The organism is Brevibacillus gelatini, assembly GCF_003710935.1.
In the GTDB taxonomy this organism is placed as follows: Bacteria; Bacillota; Bacilli; order Brevibacillales; family Brevibacillaceae; genus Brevibacillus; species Brevibacillus gelatini.
In genome coordinates this window covers 128,533-148,442 of record NZ_RHHS01000008.1, presented here as the reverse complement: position 1 = coordinate 148,442, position 19,910 = coordinate 128,533, and the positions used below count along the sequence as shown (strand labels likewise).

Below are 19,910 nucleotides of genomic sequence, written 5' to 3'. Positions count from 1 at the left end.
ATGTGGTGGCTGTCAGGCCATGGTAGTTTGAGACAGCCCCTTGCTGTATTCATCGGCACTGTCCAACTGCTTCCAGTGGCCGGATAGGCTCATCAGTTGCTTGCGGTTACGAAGCGGCAGCCGACTCTCTCTCCTGCAGCTTTGCGCCACTGTTTGTGTCCTTCTGAAAAAGACACTTGTACTTTTTGGGTGGATACATTAAGCTAGTAACAGACTTTCAGAAAGAAAAAGAACGGCCAAGAGCGGATAGATGGAGGAGTAGAGATGAAAGTAGCAAAATTTGGGGGCACTTCCCTGGCGAATGCCGAGCAAATCAAAAAAGTGTGCAACATCGTTTTGGCAGATCGGGAGCGGCGGATTGTCGTCGTTTCGGCCCCCGGCAAAAGACATAAGGATGATACGAAAGTGACCGACCTGCTGATTTGCTACGCTACCCGTTTTTTGCAGGACGGACTGGCTGACGCGGAGAAACAGGCTGTTTTTCAGCGTTATCGGGAGATCGTGGCAGAGCTTGGATTGGGCGAGCACATCGGGAAGCAACTGGAAGGCGAGCTTGACGCGGTGCTGAGCAACCGGAAGGGGCTGTCAGCCGAACGGTTTATGGATGCAGTCAAGGCTGCGGGAGAAGATACGTGCGCGAAGATCGTGGCGCATTATTTGCGGAGCCTGGGTGAAGAGGCCAGCTATGTGAATCCGAAAGACGCCGGATTGCTGGTGTCAGATGAAGCGGGCAACGCCCACGTCTTGCCGGAAGCTTACGAGAAGCTTGCCGCGCTGCGGGAGAGAGAGGGGATTACAGTCTTTCCCGGCTTCTTTGGCTATGCGACGAGCGGCGAGCTGGTGACGTTTTCGCGGGGCGGTTCCGATATTACCGGTGCGATTTTGGCCGCAGCGGTGACAGCGGACGTGTACGAAAACTTCACGGATGTCGATTCCGTGTACGTCGTCAATCCCAATCTGATCGCCAATCCGCGAGAAGTGAAGGAAATCACTTACCGCGAGATGCGGGAGCTGTCCTATTCGGGCTTCAGCGTCTTTCATGAGGAAGCGCTGATTCCGGCGTACCAGGCGGACATTCCTGTTTGCATCAAAAATACAAACAATCCGTCCGCGCCGGGAACGATGATCGTAGCCGAGCGTCTGTGCGCGACCAACCAGGTGTCGGGGATTGCCAGCGACAGCGGCTTTTGCAGCATCTACGTCAGTAAATATTTGATGAACCGCGAGATTGGCTTTGGCCGCAAGCTTTTGCAAATTTTCGAGGAAGAGGGCATTTCCTACGAGCACACCCCGTCGGGCATTGACAACATTTCCGTGATCGTGCGTGAAAAAGACCTCACCGAAGACAAGGAGAAGCGGATTATCGAGCGGATTTTCCGCGAGTTGGAGGCCGATGATGTCACCGTGCAGCACAGCCTCGCGCTCGTGATGATTGTCGGGGAAGGAATGCGTCAATCAGTCGGCACTACAGCCAGAGCGGCGACGGCGCTCGCGGCGGCGAAAATCAACCTGGAGATGATTAACCAAGGCTCGTCGGAGGTCAGCATGATGTTCGGCGTCAAGGCAGCCGAAGCGAATCGCGCGGTTATCGCCTTGTATCAGGAGTTTTTTGGCGACGACGCGGAGTCGGCTGACGAGGTGTCTGCCACTTCTGTTGCGTCCGTTAGCGTGTAGTCGCGCCCAACGAAGCCGCCGTCCTGCCATTGATAGACACGCCAATCCGGAACGTCCAGGGCCAGGCTGACAATCCAGTAGGACAGCGAAGGGTAGTGCCAGCCTGCAACGTCCCGCGCAGAAGGGATGGGGGCAGTGTGCGGATGGGTGTGCAGGACGCCCAGCCATTGCAGATGGCGCTTGCGAATGTCGCCAATCGCCTTGAAAAAAGCAGGGCCGTCCCAGGAAAAGGCGTGCTTGTCCGCGGAGATTGGCATGGAAAGGAAATCGGTAATCGTTGCCCCTTTGCCGATGAGCAAGGCGGAATATTCATAGGGAAACGCCTCTTGAGCAGCATACAGGAGGCGTTTCGCTACTTTTCGGTCCAAAAATATTTTGCTATTCTTAGACGCAAAGGGTTCACCCAACCAGTTCGTTGCTTGCATAAGGGGTCGCTCTCCTTTTTGCCATATCCAGTGAAATCCGGAGGTTTATTTGTGCCATGAGTACGATACATGTGGGAGTCTGCGGGTGGGGCGACCATGACACACTGTACGTTCAGGGCGTGCGGAGCCGTGACAAGCTGGCTGTATATGCCAGCCACTTTCCGATTGTGGAGGTGGACAGCTCGTTTTACGCCATTTTACCACAGCGCAATTACGAGTCATGGGTCCGGGATACGCCGGATGGCTTTGGCTTTATCGTGAAGCCGCATCAGGCGATGACGGGGCACCAGCGGGGAGATGCCCCTGTCAACCGCCGCGAGCTGTTCGCGCAGTTTGAGGAGAGCATTCAGCCGCTGGTAGAGGCAGGGAAGCTGAAGGCACTGTTGTTTCAGTTCCCGCCCTGGTTCGATTGCACGCGCGAGCACGTCCAGTATATCCGGGCTTGCCGTCAGGCGCTGGCCGCTTATCCGTTTGCCGTGGAGTTTCGCCACCAGAGCTGGTTTGAGGAGCGGTTTGCGGAGCGAACCCTGGACTTTTTGCGTGAGATCAACGCCGTGCATGTCGTATGCGACGAGCCGCAGGCCGGAAAAGGCTCGGTTCCAATCGTGCCGGCCGTCACACATCCTGCTCTGGCGATTGTCCGGTTCCACGGGCGCAACAAAGCGGGGTGGCGCGATCCGGGCGAAGGCCAAAACTGGCGCGACGTGCGCTACCTGTACCGCTACAGCGAGCAGGAGCTGACAGAGTGGCTTGTCCATATTCGCAAGATCGAGCAGGAAGCGGATGAAGTTTGCATTTTGTTCAACAATAACTCTGGAGGCGATGCGGCAGCGAATGCCAAGCAGTTTTCAGACATGCTCGGCCTTGAGCCAAGCGGTTTGAACCCTCGACAGATGGAGTTGTTCTAAAAGGAAGAAAGAAGGGTAGCCATGCTTGTAGCCATCGCTTTTTTATTTTTGCTGATCGGGGTGGGCGCCGGTGTGATCGGCAGTATCGCCGGGCTTGGCGGCGGCATCTTTTTTGTCCCGGCCCTGATGTTTTTCGCCAACTGGTATGAGCCGAATTCGATGCCTCCGCAGGTGGCCGCTGCGACTTCCCTGCTCGTGATTGCGGTCACTGCCTTGTCATCATCCATCTCGTACATCAAACAAAAAAAGGTCGACATGCAGAGTGCCCTGCTGTTTTTTATCGGCAGCGCACCGGGTGCTATCGTCGGTGTCTACCTTAATACATTACTGGAAACGGAAGATTTTACCCTGCTCTTTGGCCTGTTTCAACTGTGCATGTTCGTGGTTCTGATGGTCAAGGACAAACTGCGGCCGCGCCAGATCGACTGGGAAGTGAAGCGGCACTTTGTCGACAACGAAGGCAAGGAATATGAGTATGGATATAGCAGGTGGAGCGTGATTGCGATCGCTTTTTTTGTCGGGATCACGTCCTCGCTTTTCGGCGTGGGTGGCGGCGTGCTGATGGTTCCGGCCATGATGCTCTTGTACCGCTTTCCTCCGCATATCGCCACAGCTACCTCGATGCTGGTCATCTTTTTCTCGGCGGTGGTCGGTTCGGTGACGAACATTTTCCACGACCATGTGAACTGGCTGTACGCCGCGATGCTCGCCCCCGGTGCATGGGCGGGCGGAAAGCTGGGAGCCATCATCGCGAGCAAGCTGAAAGGGCGCACGATTGTCCTGTTTTTGCGCATTTTGATTCTGGCGATTGCTGTACAAATGATTATGAAATCGGTTATCGGATAACGAAGTGAGACAAAGGGAGGGGAAAGTCGTGGCGGACACCTGTACCTTGCATTTGCTGCACACCAACGATTTGCACAGCCATTTCGAAAAAATGCCGCAGATTGCGACTTGCCTGAGAACGAGCCGGGAGCAGTGGGAGAGCCGGCAGGAGCATGTGCTGACCATTGACATCGGGGACCATATGGACAGGATGGACAGCTGCTCGGAGGCGAGCTTCGGCAAAACGAATGTGGGCGTCCTGAACCGTTGCGGCTACCAGTACGCGACGATCGGCAACAACGAGGGCCTCACACTGCCGAAAAGCAAGCTCGACACCATGTACGAGCAAGCTGACTTCACCGTCATCGTCGGCAACCTGCTGGACAGATCAACGATGGCACCTCCGGCATGGGCGGTCCCGTACGCCATTCATACGTGTGGAGAGCTGCGCATCGCTTTGCTCGGCATGACGATCCCTTTTTTCTCCTATCAGAACATGGGCTGGGAGATTCGCGAGCCGCTGCCTGTTCTGCGCGAGCAAGTCGCCGCGCTCCGTTCCTCTGTCGACATCATCATCCTGCTGTCTCATCTTGGCTACCAGACAGATTGCATGCTTGCGCAGGAGGTCGCGGGGCTGGATGTGATCCTTGGCGGGCATACCCATCATACGCTGCCGTATGGCGAGCGGGTGGGAAGTACGCTGATCGCCCAGACAGGCCGCTTTGGCGAGCATGTGGGCCACGTCAGGCTCATCTGGGACCGCGCGGCCAAACAGATCGTCGATGTTTCGGCAGAGCTGTTTGAAACCGGGCGGTACGAGCCGGATCAGGCGTTGCTCGCTTTTTTGCAAAAAGAGCAGGAACGGGCAAACGCGAGTCTGATTCGACCGATTGCCAGGCTGGAGCGGGATTTGCGCGTCAACTGGACGGAGGAGACTCCGTATGGCTCTTTTCTTGCCGCCAGCATTCGCAAGTGGACAGGGGCCGAAGTGGGAATGGCCAACAGCGGGCTGTTGCTTGCGGATTTGCAGCGCGGCAGTCTGACTTTTGCCCAACTGCTGAAAAGTGTGCCACACCCGATCAACGTCTGCGCCGTGACGCTCACCGGCAGGCAGCTTGCTGCGGTGCTGGAGCAGGCAATCCAGCCGCAAATCGTGCATCGCGAGCTGCGCGGCTACGGTTTTCGCGGCAAAATCGAAGGCTGGATGGCAGTAGACGGGCTGCGTATCCAGTATGAGGACTCCCGCAAGCCGCACATCGTGGCCATTGAAGTCAACGGCCAGCCGCTGGCAAACGAGCGGGAGTATCGCGTCGGAACGGTCGATATGTTCATGTACAACCGCCTGTTCCCCGATTTGTTGCAGGGCAGGGAGATCGAGTATTTTTTTCCGGAAATGCTGCGCGAGGTGATCGCAAACACGATTACCGATCAGACGCTCGTGCAAAACGCTTTTTTGCCAAGGTGGGAAAAAGTGCCCTCGCCCGATTCGGGGCATGCTATGGAAAGAAGCAGGGGGGATGAGCGATGAGGTTTATCGACGAATTGTACGAGTTGTACAAGGGACACTTCAACGGCGACGAGGAGGATATTACGGCAGTGGTCGTCGGGGTTTTGCACGAGCAGACGCGCGATGATCTGCTCAGGCTGGTAAAAGAAATGGACGAGGAAGAGCTGTTTCACATGCTGGCGACGTACATGATCGAAGTGATGAAACGCAAGATTGCGATGGAGGGTGAACAGTTCCCGGCTCCGCTCGTGCATTGAGTGCGGCGCTTTTCCCTGCACACACTTTTTGCTCCTGTGTCATAGGATGGTAACGCAAAAGCAGGAGTGAAAAGGAGGGAACGGGATGGTTGAAGTACAGCCTATCCACTTTCCGGAAGGGACGGCGATCGCAGTCACTGTGCGGCTGCCCAAGACGACTTTGCTTGCGGTGACGACAGACAAAGGCTACATCATGTGCGGAGCATTGGACGTCGGCCTGCTGAATGAACGGTTGGCCAGCCGCGAAATTATTGCGGGCAGAGCCGTCGGTGTCAAAACAATAGACGAGCTGCTGGACGCACCCCTGGAATCGGTGACGACGACAGCGGAGGCGCAAGGCATCAAGGTTGGCATGATCGGGCGGGAAGCCGTCGTCAAAATGCTGTAACAGAACACGGATAACGATACAAAGCTGCAAGCAAGGACGCCTTTGTCGATGAGACGAAGGTGTTTTTTTGCGGTCCCAATTTTTTGTAAATTGATAAAAATTTTTTATGTAGAACGACGTCGAATCACGCTATAATAGGGATACTCAGATGAAAGGCGAAGGTTGGAAATGAGACTGAAATCCATTCATAAATGTCAGCCGGGCGACAAGCTTGCCCGTTCCATCTATGCAGAAAACGGAACGGTACTCGTTGGAGCGGGAGTAGAGTTGACAGGGCGAATGATCGAGCGCCTCAAGAACAAAAATATCAACAGCCTGTACATAGAAGATAAACGTACAGACGACATCATGGTGGATACAGTTATTTCCGAGAGCACGCGCAGACAGGCGATGTCTATTATTCACGATACGTTTCGCGGTATTCAGGAAGTGCCGCAAAAATGGCAGCTGCTGTTTTCTGATAAAAATCTGGGCCGTCAACTGAAGCAGGTCATGTCGGCAGTTGCGGATGAACTGAAAGGCAACAAATCAGCGATGAATCTGCTCGCAGATGCATGTGCCTTCGACAACTACATTTTCAGCCATTCCTTTAATGTCGCGCTCTACAGTACGGCACTGGCGATCAACACAGGCTGCACCGAAAAGGAAATTTTGGACATTTCCATCGGCGGCATGCTACACGACATCGGCAAGATGCAAATTCCGGATCAGATTTTGAAAAAGCCGGGTCGCCTGACGCCGGAAGAGTATGAAGTGATGAAAAAGCATGCCGAAATCGGCTTCGAGATGCTGCGCAGACAGGACGATATTCCGCTGCTCGCAGCCCACTGCGCCTTGCAGCACCATGAGCGCTGGAACGGCTCCGGATACCCGCGTAAACTGAAAAACACCGAGATTCACCCGTATGGCCGCCTGATGGCCGTCGCTGACGTATTCGACGCCTTGACCGCGCATCGCGTCTACCGCCGGGGGATGCTGCCGCACGAAGCGATGGAAGTGCTTTATTCCGGTTCAGACATATTGTTTGACCAGGCTTATGTCGAAGCGTTGCGCGACACCATCGCGCTGTACCCGGTAGGCTTGAGCGTGACGCTCAACACAGGGGTATCCGGCGTGGTTGTGGATTCCAACAAGAGCATGCCAAGCCGCCCCGTCATTCGCGTCCTGGTGAATGAAGAAGGGCAGGAGTTGTCACAGCCGTATGAATGCGATCTGTCAAAAATGCTCTCGCTGATGATCGTAGCTTGCGGAGATCTCGTCTAGTCGTTCACAGCCATTCCTTTTTCTTGAACAGAATGAACATCGTCAATCCGATTGCGGCCATGCAGCCAAGAACGATGTAGTAGCCGTAAGGGGAGTGCAGTTCCGGCATGAAGTCGAAGTTCATGCCGTAAATTCCTGTCACGATGGTAAGCGGCATGAAAATCGTGGTCAGGGCGGTAAAGATGCGCATAATATCGTTTGCCCGTCCGGCGAGCGCCGCCTGGTAGGCTTCGCGCAAGTTTCCGATGAGGTCGCGAAACGTTTCGAAGTTCTCCACGATTTTGCTCGCATCCTCCCATATATCGCCAAAATACTTTTGCAGCTTCGGCCGAATCAGCGGGAGTTCTTTTTTGTGCAGGGCATCAATCAAATCCCGCTGCGGCACGAGCATTTTTCGCGCATACAAAATCTCGCTGCGCAGCCCGATGATCTGGTCGAGCTGGGATTTGCGGGTGTGCATCAATATTTCCTCTTCCAGCGCTTCAATCAAGTCCTCGATTTTTTCCGTCACCTCAAAATACCGATCCACAATCTGATCGATCAGATGATACAAAAAAGTGTCCGGGTGGCTCACTTCTTTTTCCCTGATGATCGCGAGCATGGAAGCAAGCTCCGGCGATTCCTGTTTGGTCACGGTAATAATCGCATGGCTGCCGAGAAAAAGATTGATCTCGCGCAGGAAAATGTCCTGATCGTGGAAGGCGATGCCGTTTAGGACCATAAAATAATGATCGTCGTATATTTGCAGCTTGGGCCGCTGCTCTTCTTCGTCGATGCAGTCCTCGACCGCGAGCGGGTGCAGTCCGAACAACGGCTGCAATACATCGAGGTCAAAGGGAGAAGCGTCAATCCAAAAAAAGCCTTTTCCGGGTGCCGGAACCGCTTCCTCCACGTCATCTATTTCCGTTATGAGGCCGTTTTCGATCAGTCGTATCTTCATGCTCGCAACTCCTGCCAGTAGAGTGAGGGGATGGCGGCAGACGCGGCAAAATACGTGTGAGAATCAGCTCGTAGGCAGAGCGCAGTGCTTCGCGGCTGGGAGGTGCTTGTGCGACCCGCCGTTTTTGGGGCGTATCCACCCTTGTCTCGCCTCCTTTTTTGGCTGTCATTCTCATACGTATGAAAATCGGCTCGTCTGCTTGCCAGAGACGGACTTACGTTTCTTGAAATAGTGTGCCGCACTTTCCTGAATCTAGCCATTTTCAAAAAACGGAGATGTTTTCGTATCAGGACGGCTGCAAAGTGCCGATGTATATAAAAGAGACGAATCGTATCACCATTCTCGGCCTGACCGACCGCAGAAACAGGTAGGGCGAAAGCAACAAAGCCAACCGTATTTGCTCTGGGGCAGTGTTTACACAATATTACACTCGGGTATATAATTGAGCAGATATAAGCGAATTGGAATTTATTTGTATACTCTACCTGATACGGTTAACCCATCCATTTTTTCGTTAAGAAGGAGTTCGGCATATGAGTTTTAGTCCATTTTCTAGTCTGTTTGGTATGAAAGGAAAAGAAAAAAAAGAGTCGTTTTTCCAGGAGCGAAAAGAGCAGGGAAAAGTAGAGCTTCAAGGGCAATCCAATCTCTCCAGACAACTGGCTATGATCCATTTGACAGAGGAAGACTTGTCGATTGTCAAAGCGCTTCAGCCGCTTATCGTTCGCAATATTGATAAAATTGTAGACTTCTTCTATTCAAATATTGAAAATGAACCTCTGCTCATGGGCATCGTCGACAAGAACAGCACCATTGCAAGACTGAAGGGCACACTGACCCGGCACATCACCGAAATGTTCAACGGCTGTATCGATGCCGCCTACATTGAACAGCGCAGCAAAATTGCCGTCATTCACATGCGGATCGGACTGGAGCCGAAGTGGTACCTGGGTGCGTTTCAAAATCTGTTCGTTTCCATCATGGAAATTTTGCATCAAAACATCGAAGACAAGGAAGAGTTTGTGCTGGCGATCACTGCGGTGAGCAAAATTCTCAACATCGAGACGCAAATCGTACTGGAAGAGTACGAAAATGAGCATGAGCGCGTGCGGCGGGCCGAACAGGCCAAAAAGGACGAACTGCGGGTGGTGCTGACCAATTCCGCGCATGAGCTGGCAGCTGTCTCGGAGGAAAACAGCGCGTCCGTCGAGCAGTTGACGGAGCAGTCGCGCGAAGTGCTTCGCTATGCCGAAAACGGTACGAATTTTTCCACCAAGGCGCAGGATTTGTCCAGGGAGGGCAAGGAAAAGCTGGAGAAACAGCAGAAGCAAATGGGGCTGATCCAGCAAAGCGTGAGGCAAATTTCCGAAGAAATGAACACGCTGGAGGACAACGCCGAAAAAATTCGCGGGATTGTCGACGTGGTGACAGCGATCGCAGAGCAGACCAATTTGCTGGCGCTCAACGCGGCGATCGAAGCTGCGAGAGCCGGAGAGCAGGGGCGCGGCTTTGCGGTCGTGGCCGACGAGGTGCGCAAGCTCGCTGAGCAGACGAAGAAATCGGTATTCGGCGTGCGGGAGCTGATTGAGAAAACGAATCAGCAAACGACTGTCCTCTCTTCGGTTGTGCTGGAAATTCAGGGGCTTGTCGAGTCGAGCACCGCGATGACGAACGAGACGAATGAGTTTTTCGAAGGCATTATCAGCGCTGTCTCAGACAGCAAGGAGCAAAGCGCACACATTCAAAAGGAGCTGGAAAACTTCTTCAAGGTCATGGAGGATATGAACCAGGCTGTGGCGCAAGTGGCCAGCTCCGCAGACGAGCTGTCGGAGATCACGGAAAACTTGTAGCTCTTAAACAAGCAGTACGTCTGTCGGTTGGCGGCGTACTGCTTGTTTGTTTTGCGTGACAAGGCAGTTCTCCCCGATTGAATGGCAATGCGCGAGCTGCTCTCGGCGCGGGTAGTCTTTTTTTCCGTCGCTCACCATAGGATGTACCAGTTGGGAGGTGACGGGAGTGGCCATATTTCGACCCCGACCCCGTCGGCGTTGGAGAAACCCGCTTTCCCGAACGAAAGCGTTTTTGATCGCGCTGGTGATTTTTTTGCTGCTGTCGATTCAGACGCTCGTTTTTTTGCAGCATCGGCTGGAGCCGACCCTGTTGATCCTGGCTACTCAAAAAGCAGAGCAATTGGCGAAGGAAGCAATTACGGATGCAGTCACCAAGCGGATTTCCCAACAAGGCGTCGACTTCAACCAGATCGTGAAGATTGAAAAAAACAAAGAGGGGCAGATTCAGGCGTATCAGTTCAACTACAAGGAATACGCAAGAATTGTCGGCGAGACTACCTCGCGCGTCCAGAACAAACTGCAGGAGTTCGAGACGGAAAAAGTCGACCGCACGATTCCGCTGGGCCTGGCGACGGGCAATGCGTTTTTGGCACAAATGGGGCCGAACTTGCCCGTGACCTTCGTGCCGATCGGCTCCGTGAAAACGAAGCTGGAGACAGAGTTGAAAGAGGCGGGCATCAACATGGTGCTCGCAACCGTCTACATTTTCGTCGAGGTCGACTTGCGCATCGTCATTCCGTTCGCGACCGACGAGCAGACGGTTACGACGAAAATCCCGATCACGCACTCCCTCATCATCGGCGATGTGCCGCAGTATTTGTACAACAACCCGGAAGGCAAGCCGGATGTCCCGCGGGCACCGATGGAAGGGGCAGACGACACTCCGTAGAGGTGCGATGGAAAAGGAAGAAGCGGCAGCGCATGGGCTGTCGCTTTTTTCAGTGATCGGGGAAGCAGCTTGTTTGCTATACTGAAGACAATGTGGCTGACAGGGTACAAGAGACGGGAAAGGACGAGACAGGGAGGCTGGCGATGAAGAGACATTTTCCAACAGGCGTCATTTTCGACATGGACAACACGCTGCTGCAATCGAGGATCAACTTTTCGGAGATGAAAAAGGCTATTTTTCGGCTATGGACGGAGCACGGCCTGATTGAACCGACATTCGACTGGCAGAGCCACACCGCTTCGCAGCTGATCGAGATCGGCCGGACATCGGGCAGGCTGACCAGCCGGCTTGAACAGGAGATGTGGGCAGCTGTGACGGAGATCGAAAAGGCGGGGATGCACGAAGCTGTCCTGGAGAACCATGTACAGGAAGTGCTCGCCATACTCAAGGATCGGCATCATCTGTTCATTTTGACGAACAACGCTTATATCGCCGCAGAGGAAGCGTTGCGCCGCACGGGCATCGCGGGCTGCTTCGAGGAGATCGTGGCGCGCGAGCAGATGACGACGTTGAAGCCGCATCCGTCCGGGATTCACTACATTCGCAGACAGTATCCCGAGCTGCCTGCGACAGCCTGGACGATGGTTGGGGATTCCTGGATTGACGGAAAAGCCGCCCAGGACGGGGAGGTGGCGTTTATCGCCTACCAGTCAAACCCGCAGGAGATGGAACGGCATAACGTGGCGCCACAGGCGTATATCGCCGATTTGCGCGAGCTGCTGCACATTTTGTAGCGGGTCTGGCGGGTGCGGACTGACACTTCTGTTTTAAAAAAATGACAGTGAACGTGAAAAATGTGTTATACTTTACGGTAACTGAATACCAGCCTTCAGGGTAGGGTGAAATTCCCGACCGGCGGTAATGACGAACGCACGTCTGAGCCCGCGACTCGCTATTGCAACTGGATAGCGACTGACTTGGTGCAATTCCAAGGCCGACGGTAAAGTCCGGATGGGAGAAGGTATTGGCATGGCCTCGACGCTGTTTTTCAAAAACAGGCAGTCACGAGGCTTCTTTCTCTACGCCCTGAGTATGTGCTCGTGGGCGTTTTTTGTTGGACAACTTCATAGCAAAATCTTCAGGGCAAGGTGAAATTCCTGACCGGCGGTGATGGCGATCCAATCGTCTTTAGCCCGCGACTCGTTGACCGTAACGGTCGGCGACTGATCTGGTGCAAATCCAGAGCCGACGGTAAAGTCCGGATGGAAGAAGATTTGACCCAAGCTTTTTGGCATCGTTTTTTGCAAAAAACGAATGCAAGAAGGCTTCTTTCCCTATGCCCTGAGACACTGAAGTTTCCAGGGCTTTTTGTTTTGGCTGGAATCCATGCAGGAAAGAGGAGGTTTTACATGGAGCAGGACAGGCGGTTCATGGCATTGGCGCTGGATCTGGCGCGTTCGGCACAAGGTCAGACGAGCCCCAATCCACTGGTCGGTGCAGTCCTGGTGAACAACGGAACTGTTGTAGGCATGGGAGCGCATCTGCGTGCGGGCGAGCCGCATGCGGAAGTGCATGCGCTGCGCATGGCTGGGGAAAAGGCGGCTGGCGCTACCTTGTATGTGACGCTGGAGCCGTGCAGTCATTACGGAAAAACGCCCCCTTGCGCCGATGCGGTGGTCGCGGCGGGCGTTCGCCGGGCCGTCATTGCGACCTTGGACCCAAATCCGCTTGTGGCTGGAAAAGGCGTGGAGAAGCTGCGCGCCGCAGGCGTGGAAGTGGTTGTCGGAGTCGGTGAGTCGGAAGCACAAAGGCTCAACGAAGTGTTTTTCCATTACATCACGACGAAGCGCCCGTTTGTCACGGTGAAAACGGCAAGCACCCTGGACGGCAAAATCGCTTCGGTCACGGGGCACAGCCGCTGGATCACGGGGGAGCGGGCGCGGGCGGAGGTGCACGAGCTGCGCAGACAGCACGACGCGATTCTGGTCGGCGTCGGAACCGTGCTGGCAGATGATCCGCTGTTGACGGCCAGACAAGGGGAGCAACTGTATGGACGGCAGCCTGTGCGGATCATCCTGGACAGCCAACTGCGCACGCCGCTCACAGCGCGCGTGATTGCGAATACGGATGCGCCGACCTGGATTTTCACGACAGAGGCGGCCCCGGCAGAGAAGCGTGCGGCAATGGCGGCAAAAGGTGTCAGGCTGTTTGTGGCAAGCGGACAGATTACGGTGGAATACGTGCTGGACACGCTGGGAGAGCAGGGCATTACTTCTCTGCTGGTAGAAGGCGGGCAGGCTGTGAACGGAGCGTTTTTGCAGGCGCGCGCCATCCAGAAAATGATTAGCTACGTATCGCTAAAGTTGATCGGCGGAAACAGCGCACCCACGCCAATTGGCGGACAGGGCTTCGCCACGATGGATCAGGCTGTCCGGCTTGAAAATACGAGTGTCGAGCTGCTGGATGAAAGCGATGTGTGCATAAGCGGTTATCCGCTGTGGGAGAAGTAGTAGCAGGGAGCTGTTTTCAGGAAACAAAAGGAGGAAAGGCCGATGTTTACCGGACTGGTGGAGGAAGTAGGGGTTCTGGCATCCATCACGGGCAACGATCAGGCGAGCAGGCTCGTGATTCGGGCGCAGCGGGTGCTGGAAGACGTCAAGCTCGGCGACAGTATTGCTGTCAACGGCATTTGCCTGACGGTCACGTCTTTTTCGGAGCGGCATTTTAGCGTGGACGTCATGCCGGAGACGATGAAAAAGACGAGCCTGCGCCACTTGCGCCCAGGCCAGCGGGTCAATCTGGAGCGGGCGATGCGGCTGGGCGACCGCTTTGGCGGGCATATCGTCTCCGGGCATGTGGACGGAACAGGCACGATTTTGTCCCGCGAGCCGCACGCCAACGCTGTGCTGTTTCGCATCGAAGCTGCGCCAGAGCTGTTACGATACGTCATCAGGCAAGGCTCGATCTGCGTCGACGGCATCAGTCTTACGGTCGTAGACGTTGCCGATGCGCATTTTTCGGTGTCGATCATTCCGCATACGCTGGCAGCGACCAGCCTGCAGGATCGGCGCGCGGGCGATCAGGTGAATCTGGAGACAGACATCATCGGCAAGTACGTTGAGCGGCTTTTGGGCTATCGTGGCCAGCCAGCAGGCAATCAGGTCGAAGCAAAAGGCGGGAAACTCAGTCTGGCTTTTTTGCAGGAAAACGGATTCGTCTGAACGAGGAGGGACAAGTTCCATGTTTCATCGCATAGAAGAGGCGCTCGAAGATTTGCGGCAAGGAAAAGCCGTCATCGTCGTGGATGACGAGGATCGGGAAAACGAAGGGGATTTCGTCTGCCTGGCGGAAGCGGCTACGCCGGAGATGATTAACTTTATGGTGACGCACGGGCGCGGTCTTGTCTGCGTCCCGGTGACAGAGGAACGGGCGGCGCGGCTTGCGCTCACCCCGATGGTCGAGCATAACACGGACAAGCAAGGGACGGCGTTTACCGTATCCATCGACGAGGTGAGCACGCATACCGGCATTTCGGCACAAGAGCGCTCGCAGACCGTGCTGGCGATGCTGGATGAGCAGAAAACGGCAGAGGACTTCCGCAGGCCGGGGCACATTTTTCCGCTGATTGCCAGAGCCGGAGGTGTTCTGCGGCGGGCGGGCCATACTGAAGCGGCGGTGGACCTCGCCCGGCTGGCGGGGAGCGTGCCCGCAGGGGTCATTTGCGAAATCATGAACGAGGATGGTTCGATGGCACGGCTGCCGCAGCTTGTGGAGATCGCTCGCCGCTTCGACTTGAAGCTGATTACGATTGCCGATCTGATCGCCTACCGGATGCGCACTGAGTCCCTCGTGCGAAAAGAAATCGAAGTGAGCCTGCCGACGAGCTACGGCGATTTCCGGATCGCCGCCTATACGAACGAGCTGGACGGCAAAGAACACGTGGCGCTTATCAAGGGCGAAATTGGTACGGACAAGCCCGTTCTCGTCCGGGTGCATTCCGAGTGTCTCACAGGAGATATTTTCGGCTCCCACCGCTGCGATTGTGGCCCGCAACTGCATGCGGCGCTGGAGCAGATCGAGGCGGAGGGCTCCGGCATTCTTTTGTACATGCGTCAGGAAGGCCGCGGCATCGGGCTAATCAACAAGCTGCGTGCCTACAAGCTGCAGGAGGAAGGGCTGGATACGGTGGAGGCGAACGAAAAGCTCGGCTTCCCTGCCGATCTGCGCGATTACGGCATCGGGGCGCAAATTCTCCGCGACCTGGGCGTGCAGAGAATGCGGCTTTTGACCAATAACCCACGCAAAATCCGGGGGCTGGACGGCTACGGACTGAAAGTGGAGGAACGGGTGCCGCTGCAAATGCCGACGCATCCGCACAACAAACGGTATTTGTCGACCAAGCAGGAAAAGCTGGGACACCTGCTGCATATCAAAGGCTAAGGAGAGTGGAGAAGATGAGAACATTTGAAGGACATCTGGTAGGAACGGGTTTGCGCGTAGGGATTGTAGCGGGACGATTTAACGAGCTGATCGTCAGCAAACTGGTAGGCGGTGCGCTCGATGCGTTGAAGCGCCACGGCGTAGAGGAAGACAGCGTAGATGTGGCCTGGGTGCCCGGCGCTTTTGAGATTCCGCTGATTGCCAAAAAAATGGCCGAATCCGGCCGCTACGATGCGATTGTGACACTGGGCGCGGTCATCCGCGGGGCGACTCCGCACTTTGACTACGTTTGCAACGAAGTAGCCAAAGGTGTGGCATCATTGTCGCTTTCCACGGGGATTCCGGTCATTTTTGGCGTGCTGACGACGGACAACATCGAGCAAGCGGTTGAGCGCGCCGGGACAAAAGCGGGCAACAAAGGCTGGGAAGCGGCAACGGCCGCCATTGAAATGGCGAACCTGTCCAAACAGTTCGCCTAAGCGACACGAATCGCTTGTCTGGGTGCGAAACGGGGGCTGCGGCTCCCGTTTTTTCGTTTGCCCGAAAGCACACATAGATCCCATTCTTGATTCATGTTATTTGGCTGATATTTTTTGTGAATGAAGTGCTAAACCAATGAAGGAAAGTAAAGGGAATGCCTGGTAGGAAGAGTAATGTAATTTTTTTTGTGTAAATGGGTTTTTAACAGGTGAATAGTTACGTCAACGGCTTTACATGGAGGAGCGGGCATGATAGATTCGTTAGCCATGCTATGCATGGTTGACTGGCATCGCCCAATCGCAAGGAATCATGCCCGCAGAGGCTCCATGTCAGGCCGACCTAACAGCCTCTTTATGCGGACAGTTCCCCTTGCAAGCGGCTTCCAAAATGGATGGCCAGTTGCGATATACATTCTTTCCAGCACCGAAGTGGCATGGTTCATTTATTTGATGCCTCCATGGTTGCCAGTTAGATAATTTTCCGTAAGGCATCGTCAGCATTATGTTTGGCATAGCCTAAATGATCGTCCATTTCCGCTTCAAACAACTGCTGGATGGTGTCACGGAAGAGGTTCTTGAGCATCTCATGAACGTCCTCGATGGCTCGGCAATCTTTCGCTAATGCTTTGATCGTCATGGTTAACGCCCGATGTATTCAAAAATAATGATATAGAGGACAAGGAGAAGTAAGAAACTAATTATGGATACTGTTTTAGCGGTTTTAAATCTTGTATTGTTTTTTTCAGTTAATGCTTTCATTACTTCAATAAGATTCCATATGAATGATAACGCTACGATAACCATTATTGATAGGTAGAATGATAAGTAGAAAATTTTCAAAAGTAATCACTCCCCAAAAAAGTTGGCCAATTATTGTTTCTGATTGTAATAAATTCACCATAACTAAAACTAGATCCTCTCTTACTTTAGGGAGGATCTAGTTTTAGTTATATAGATTAGTATCGAAACACAATACCGAAGTCTTCAACCTTAGTAACTGATGCCGGTTCAATAGCAAAACCTGCTGGATAGACAGCAAAGGCAACAGATCCCAAAGTCCAAGTTTGATGACCATATTCAAATTTTACGTTTACTGTACCAGACTCATTTTTTTCGACGTATACATACTGTGATATATACCCTTTGTGAGCATTATTACTTGGCATTGCTTCCAAATCAATTTTCGATCCTACGCCAACACCAGGATCCCAATCATCAGGGGTAGTATAGGTTGAACAACTCCATTTAGCAGAAGTATTGTTGTCAGGTCTATAACAATATCTGTATTCATGCTGCTGAACTTTTCCACGTGATGACATCGGGAGGAACCATTTTGATGTAACTGGAAAACCAATACTCAAGCCGTCTGTAAGTTCCCATTTAGGACTTTTTGACCATTCGTAACTTCCATATAAATAAAACTTTTTATAACCAGTCATGTCACTATTTACCGAAAATGCGGTAGCGTTTAAATCTAGTATTCCACCATCTAAAGCTACTTGAGGTGTGATTGTATTCTTATCCATAAATTCTTCTTCTCTTACAGTTTTACTATTAGATGCCAACTTTTTAGCGTTGTTTTCAAGTAATTCTTTGAGTACATCATCTGGGAAATTCGCAAGTTCTTCTTCTGTTAACCCTATATCGTCAACTATACGATTGATTTCTTTTTTTGTTAAAGTAGTTTCTTCTTCCCATGACGGCGGTTGTTTAGCAGTAGAAGGAGCAACGAAAGTTAATAGGGATAAGCTCAAAGCCAAAACACTTAAGTAAAACTTTTTCACTTCCAACAACTCCATATTTGTAATTTGTTTACAATATAACAAATATAGGTAAAAATTGCAATTTAAAGATTCATCACCATAAATCCGTGATAGACATTGAAAAAACGTAGATGTTCCTCCATCGTGGTTGTTGTCGAGACAAACCATTGAAAGAGATGAAATCTAACGTTGTCTAACAAGTTTACCACAGGAGCGTCTTGCGCCTACCATGGTCTGCTTGGACGAATTTGCTCTACCAATAGGACACAAGTACGGTGTCAACCTCATGGATGCACAAAGTGGACATATCTGACAGGTCACAGAAGGTCGTTCACGTAAACAGGTTCGTAACGCTCTCATGAACTGGCCCTTTGCTACGCCTCCACAAGTTGTTGTGACCGACTTGGCTCATAGAATGGCTGAGATAGTTCGAAGCGTTTGGAAGGATGCAACTGTAGTAGCAGACAAGTTCAATGTCATTCAACTTTTCTCCAAATCACTAGAAGCTACGCGAAAACGTACCCATTCGCGGGCAACTCATCGCCGGGGTAGACATGAACAACGTCTGCTCCACACATCTCCCGATAAACGAAAACCTGAGGAACAAGAGGAATTGAAAGCCTGGTTCAGTCGATTGCAAAAACAATTGTCCATTGGCGCGAGCCGATTCAGAATTATTTTTCGTTTCGGATCACGAATGCCTCTTACTCCACTCCCTTCAAAAGCACACGCCAATGGATAAAATCACCACGTATCGGTCAAAGTAAGAAGGATTTTCCTGCAGATCGAGGGGATTCAACATGAGGCCGACAGATTGGTGGAGAGAGCAAGTAACCAAGGTCGCAGAAGCCAGAAGGCACGAGCAGCCGTCTGGTCGCGGCGAACGCATCACGCCGCACATGGTAAAAGAACAATTGGCGAACGTGGATGACCTCAGCAGTCTGTCCTTGACGATCAATGAGGAAGAGGTACACGTTTTTTTTCTAGATACGATGGTAGATTTGACGCAAGTGTACGAAACCGTCTTTTTGCCGTTGCAACGCTCGGATGGAAAAGACCCGTTGCGGGTGTTGCCTTATGCGCAGCCGTGCCAGTCCGATGACATGGGCAGGCTGATGAACAATTTGCTGCGCGGCCATACGATCCTGTTTTTCCTGGACAGGGAGCTGATTTTGCACGTCAATACGTTTCAGGTCGAGCATCGCTCCATCACGAAGTCGGAGAGCGAGGCGACTGTGCTCGGGCCGCAGGATTCGTTTGTGGAGATGCTGGAAATCAATCTGTCGATGCTGCGGCGCAGGCTGACCACGCCGAATCTGAAAATACTCGCCTACACGATCGGCACCGAGACGAAGAACAGGGTAGCCGTGCTGTACCTGGAAAATATCGCGAATGACGAAAACGTGGAGCGGGTAAAAACGCGGATTCAAAACGTCGAGTACCAGGGCTTTGTCGGGATGCCCGTGTTGAAGCAGATGCTGGAGGACAAGCCGTACTCGCCGTTCCCGCAGTTCGGGCTGACGGGGCGGCCTGACAATGTGACAGCAGCGCTGTTGGACGGCCGCATCATCATTATGCTCAACGGCAGCCCGGATGCGGCGATTTGTCCCGCCTCCTTTCTGGAGATGTTCAGCAGCCCCGAAGACTTTTACAACCGCTGGTCGACCGCCAGCCTGCTGCGGATGATCCGCTTTTTCGGACTGTTTGTCACGATTTTGCTCACATCGAGCTACGTATCTGTCCTGACCTTTCATCCGGAAATGCTTCCTCCCGCTTTGTTGACGATTTTGTCCCAGTCGCGCAGCCAGGTTCCGTTTCCTCCTGTGATCGAAGTGCTGTTCATCGAGCTGGTCATCGAAGTTTTGCGGGAAGCCGGGATACGCATGCCGACGAAAATCGGGCAAACCATCGGTATCGTCGGAGGTATCGTGATCGGGACGGCCTCTGTGCAGGCGGGTCTGGCGAGCAACATTCTGATCGTTCTCGTGTCCATCTCAGCGCTGCTCTCGTTTGTGCCGCCGAATTTTTTGATGAGCAACGCCATTCGGCTGGTGCGATACGGCTTTATTTTGATGGCTGGCTTGATGGGGATGTACGGGCAGATGCTCATGCTGGCCTTTTTGTTCGCGCATCTGCTCAACCTGACCTCGCTCGGCACTCCGTGCATGGCGCCCGGTGTGCCGCGTCAGTGGACAGACTTGTTGAACGGCCTCGTGCGCGCACCGATGAAGTTCATCGTCTATCGCAACCGCATGTCCCGAGCAAAACGCAAACAGACGCGTCCCATTGGTGAGGAGTAGAT

The 19,910-nt window shown here is 53.3% G+C and carries 19 protein-coding genes, 2 pseudogenes and 2 riboswitches; of the genes and pseudogenes, 16 read left to right on the top strand and 5 right to left on the bottom strand.

Features of this window, described 5'->3' with window-relative positions:
• Positions 1-264: 264 nt before the first annotated feature.
• On the top strand, positions 265-1,674 hold the full coding sequence (locus EDM57_RS02455) for an aspartate kinase (RefSeq protein ID WP_122903177.1): 1,410 nt from the start codon (positions 265-267) through the stop codon (positions 1,672-1,674).
• On the opposite strand, the gene EDM57_RS02450 is transcribed toward EDM57_RS02455, so the two are convergent.
• Positions 1,599-2,042 (bottom strand): M67 family metallopeptidase, encoded by a 444-nt coding sequence (locus EDM57_RS02450; protein ID WP_246005719.1) that lies wholly within the window; start codon positions 2,040-2,042, stop codon positions 1,599-1,601. The two genes, EDM57_RS02455 and EDM57_RS02450, sit on opposite strands and share 76 nt — an antisense overlap.
• A 113-nt stretch (positions 2,043-2,155) precedes the next feature.
• Here EDM57_RS02450 and EDM57_RS02445 point away from each other — a divergent pair, with 113 nt between their 5' ends.
• The 6 genes from EDM57_RS02445 (at position 2,156) to EDM57_RS02420 (ending at position 7,247) form a co-directional block, all read left to right on the top strand.
• Positions 2,156-3,007: a DUF72 domain-containing protein gene (locus tag EDM57_RS02445; protein ID WP_122903175.1), complete on the top strand. Its 852-nt coding sequence runs from the start codon at positions 2,156-2,158 to the stop codon at positions 3,005-3,007.
• A 21-nt stretch (positions 3,008-3,028) separates the two neighbouring features.
• On the top strand, positions 3,029-3,853 hold the full coding sequence (locus tag EDM57_RS02440; RefSeq protein ID WP_122903174.1) for a sulfite exporter TauE/SafE family protein: 825 nt from the start codon (positions 3,029-3,031) through the stop codon (positions 3,851-3,853).
• A 28-nt stretch (positions 3,854-3,881) separates the two neighbouring features.
• Positions 3,882-5,360, top strand: coding sequence for a bifunctional metallophosphatase/5'-nucleotidase (locus EDM57_RS02435; RefSeq protein ID WP_122903173.1), 1,479 nt, complete (start codon positions 3,882-3,884; stop codon positions 5,358-5,360).
• Positions 5,357-5,596 carry a DUF6154 family protein gene (locus EDM57_RS02430; protein ID WP_122903172.1) on the top strand — a complete coding sequence of 80 codons (240 nt, stop codon included), beginning with the start codon at positions 5,357-5,359 and terminating at the stop codon, positions 5,594-5,596. The genes EDM57_RS02435 and EDM57_RS02430 overlap by 4 nt, the downstream gene beginning before the upstream one ends.
• Positions 5,597-5,681: 85 nt before the next feature.
• Entirely contained in the window at positions 5,682-5,984 is a 303-nt protein-coding gene (locus tag EDM57_RS02425; RefSeq protein WP_122903171.1) for a YunC family protein, read from the top strand.
• A gap of 168 nt (positions 5,985-6,152) precedes the next feature.
• Complete coding sequence (locus tag EDM57_RS02420) at positions 6,153-7,247, top strand: HD-GYP domain-containing protein (RefSeq protein ID WP_122903170.1); 1,095 nt, start codon at positions 6,153-6,155, stop codon at positions 7,245-7,247.
• Between the two features lie 4 nt (positions 7,248-7,251).
• Here EDM57_RS02420 and corA read toward each other — a convergent pair whose 3' ends face one another.
• Entirely contained in the window at positions 7,252-8,187 is a 936-nt protein-coding gene (corA, locus tag EDM57_RS02415) for a magnesium/cobalt transporter CorA (RefSeq protein ID WP_122903169.1), read from the bottom strand.
• A 533-nt stretch (positions 8,188-8,720) separates the two neighbouring features.
• On the opposite strand from corA, the gene EDM57_RS02410 reads away from it, so the two are divergent.
• From EDM57_RS02410 to ribH, 7 genes are all read left to right on the top strand, one after another.
• Positions 8,721-10,037 (top strand): globin-coupled sensor protein, encoded by a 1,317-nt coding sequence (locus tag EDM57_RS02410; RefSeq protein WP_122903168.1) that lies wholly within the window; start codon positions 8,721-8,723, stop codon positions 10,035-10,037.
• A gap of 157 nt (positions 10,038-10,194) precedes the next feature.
• Entirely contained in the window at positions 10,195-10,926 is a 732-nt protein-coding gene (yunB, locus tag EDM57_RS02405; protein ID WP_170163351.1) for a sporulation protein YunB, read from the top strand.
• Between the two features lie 143 nt (positions 10,927-11,069).
• A complete protein-coding gene (locus EDM57_RS02400) occupies positions 11,070-11,720 on the top strand; it encodes an HAD family hydrolase (protein ID WP_122903166.1) in 651 nt (216 codons plus the stop codon).
• Between the two features lie 87 nt (positions 11,721-11,807).
• Positions 11,808-11,953, top strand: a riboswitch (FMN riboswitch).
• A 103-nt stretch (positions 11,954-12,056) separates the two neighbouring features.
• A riboswitch (FMN riboswitch) is annotated at positions 12,057-12,204 on the top strand.
• Positions 12,205-12,335: 131 nt separating this feature from the next.
• A complete protein-coding gene (gene ribD, locus EDM57_RS02395) occupies positions 12,336-13,436 on the top strand; it encodes a bifunctional diaminohydroxyphosphoribosylaminopyrimidine deaminase/5-amino-6-(5-phosphoribosylamino)uracil reductase RibD (protein ID WP_122903165.1) in 1,101 nt (366 codons plus the stop codon).
• A gap of 42 nt (positions 13,437-13,478) precedes the next feature.
• A complete protein-coding gene (locus EDM57_RS02390) occupies positions 13,479-14,147 on the top strand; it encodes a riboflavin synthase (protein WP_122903164.1) in 669 nt (222 codons plus the stop codon).
• Between the two features lie 19 nt (positions 14,148-14,166).
• Positions 14,167-15,366 (top strand): bifunctional 3,4-dihydroxy-2-butanone-4-phosphate synthase/GTP cyclohydrolase II, encoded by a 1,200-nt coding sequence (locus EDM57_RS02385; protein WP_122903163.1) that lies wholly within the window; start codon positions 14,167-14,169, stop codon positions 15,364-15,366.
• Positions 15,367-15,380: 14 nt separating this feature from the next.
• Positions 15,381-15,845: a 6,7-dimethyl-8-ribityllumazine synthase gene (gene ribH / locus EDM57_RS02380; protein WP_122903162.1), complete on the top strand. Its 465-nt coding sequence runs from the start codon at positions 15,381-15,383 to the stop codon at positions 15,843-15,845.
• Between the two features lie 352 nt (positions 15,846-16,197).
• Here the strand turns inward: ribH and EDM57_RS24000 are convergent.
• From EDM57_RS24000 to EDM57_RS02360, 3 genes and pseudogenes are all read right to left on the bottom strand, one after another.
• A pseudogene (locus EDM57_RS24000) lies at positions 16,198-16,344 on the bottom strand (IS256 family transposase); the annotation flags it as partial.
• Positions 16,339-16,482 (bottom strand): annotated as a pseudogene (locus EDM57_RS02370) (IS256 family transposase); the annotation flags it as partial. The pseudogenes EDM57_RS24000 and EDM57_RS02370, both read right to left, overlap by 6 nt.
• Before the next feature lie 319 nt (positions 16,483-16,801).
• The gene (locus EDM57_RS02360; RefSeq protein WP_035986239.1) at positions 16,802-17,629 is read right to left on the bottom strand and encodes a hypothetical protein; all 828 of its coding nucleotides are present in this window, start codon (positions 17,627-17,629) and stop codon (positions 16,802-16,804) included.
• Between the two features lie 337 nt (positions 17,630-17,966).
• Between EDM57_RS02360 and EDM57_RS23995 the strand changes: the two genes are divergently transcribed.
• Together EDM57_RS23995 and EDM57_RS02350 are read left to right on the top strand one after the other, a co-directional pair.
• On the top strand, positions 17,967-18,350 hold the full coding sequence (locus tag EDM57_RS23995) for a transposase (RefSeq protein WP_122903161.1): 384 nt from the start codon (positions 17,967-17,969) through the stop codon (positions 18,348-18,350).
• A gap of 58 nt (positions 18,351-18,408) precedes the next feature.
• Entirely contained in the window at positions 18,409-19,908 is a 1,500-nt protein-coding gene (locus EDM57_RS02350) for a spore germination protein (protein WP_025843845.1), read from the top strand.
• Positions 19,909-19,910 lie beyond the last annotated feature (2 nt).

Excerpts from the sequence above, each read along its gene's own strand:
- EDM57_RS02445 (WP_122903175.1), top strand. The coding sequence starts at position 2,156 with ATGAGTACGATACATGTGGGAGTCTGCGGGTGGGGCGACCATGACACA.
- EDM57_RS02400 (WP_122903166.1), top strand. The coding sequence starts at position 11,070 with ATGAAGAGACATTTTCCAACAGGCGTCATTTTCGACATGGACAACACG.
- EDM57_RS02440 (WP_122903174.1), top strand. The coding sequence starts at position 3,029 with ATGCTTGTAGCCATCGCTTTTTTATTTTTGCTGATCGGGGTGGGCGCC.
- corA (WP_122903169.1), bottom strand. The coding sequence starts at position 8,187 with ATGAAGATACGACTGATCGAAAACGGCCTCATAACGGAAATAGATGAC.
- EDM57_RS02430 (WP_122903172.1), top strand. The coding sequence starts at position 5,357 with ATGAGGTTTATCGACGAATTGTACGAGTTGTACAAGGGACACTTCAAC.
- EDM57_RS02410 (WP_122903168.1), top strand. The coding sequence starts at position 8,721 with ATGAGTTTTAGTCCATTTTCTAGTCTGTTTGGTATGAAAGGAAAAGAA.
- EDM57_RS02350 (WP_025843845.1), top strand. The coding sequence starts at position 18,409 with ATGAGGCCGACAGATTGGTGGAGAGAGCAAGTAACCAAGGTCGCAGAA.
- EDM57_RS23995 (WP_122903161.1), top strand. The coding sequence starts at position 17,967 with ATGAACTGGCCCTTTGCTACGCCTCCACAAGTTGTTGTGACCGACTTG.
- EDM57_RS02385 (WP_122903163.1), top strand. The coding sequence starts at position 14,167 with ATGTTTCATCGCATAGAAGAGGCGCTCGAAGATTTGCGGCAAGGAAAA.
- ribH (WP_122903162.1), top strand. The coding sequence starts at position 15,381 with ATGAGAACATTTGAAGGACATCTGGTAGGAACGGGTTTGCGCGTAGGG.
- ribD (WP_122903165.1), top strand. The coding sequence starts at position 12,336 with ATGGAGCAGGACAGGCGGTTCATGGCATTGGCGCTGGATCTGGCGCGT.
- EDM57_RS02425 (WP_122903171.1), top strand. The coding sequence starts at position 5,682 with ATGGTTGAAGTACAGCCTATCCACTTTCCGGAAGGGACGGCGATCGCA.
- EDM57_RS02455 (WP_122903177.1), top strand. The coding sequence starts at position 265 with ATGAAAGTAGCAAAATTTGGGGGCACTTCCCTGGCGAATGCCGAGCAA.
- EDM57_RS02390 (WP_122903164.1), top strand. The coding sequence starts at position 13,479 with ATGTTTACCGGACTGGTGGAGGAAGTAGGGGTTCTGGCATCCATCACG.
- EDM57_RS02420 (WP_122903170.1), top strand. The coding sequence starts at position 6,153 with ATGAGACTGAAATCCATTCATAAATGTCAGCCGGGCGACAAGCTTGCC.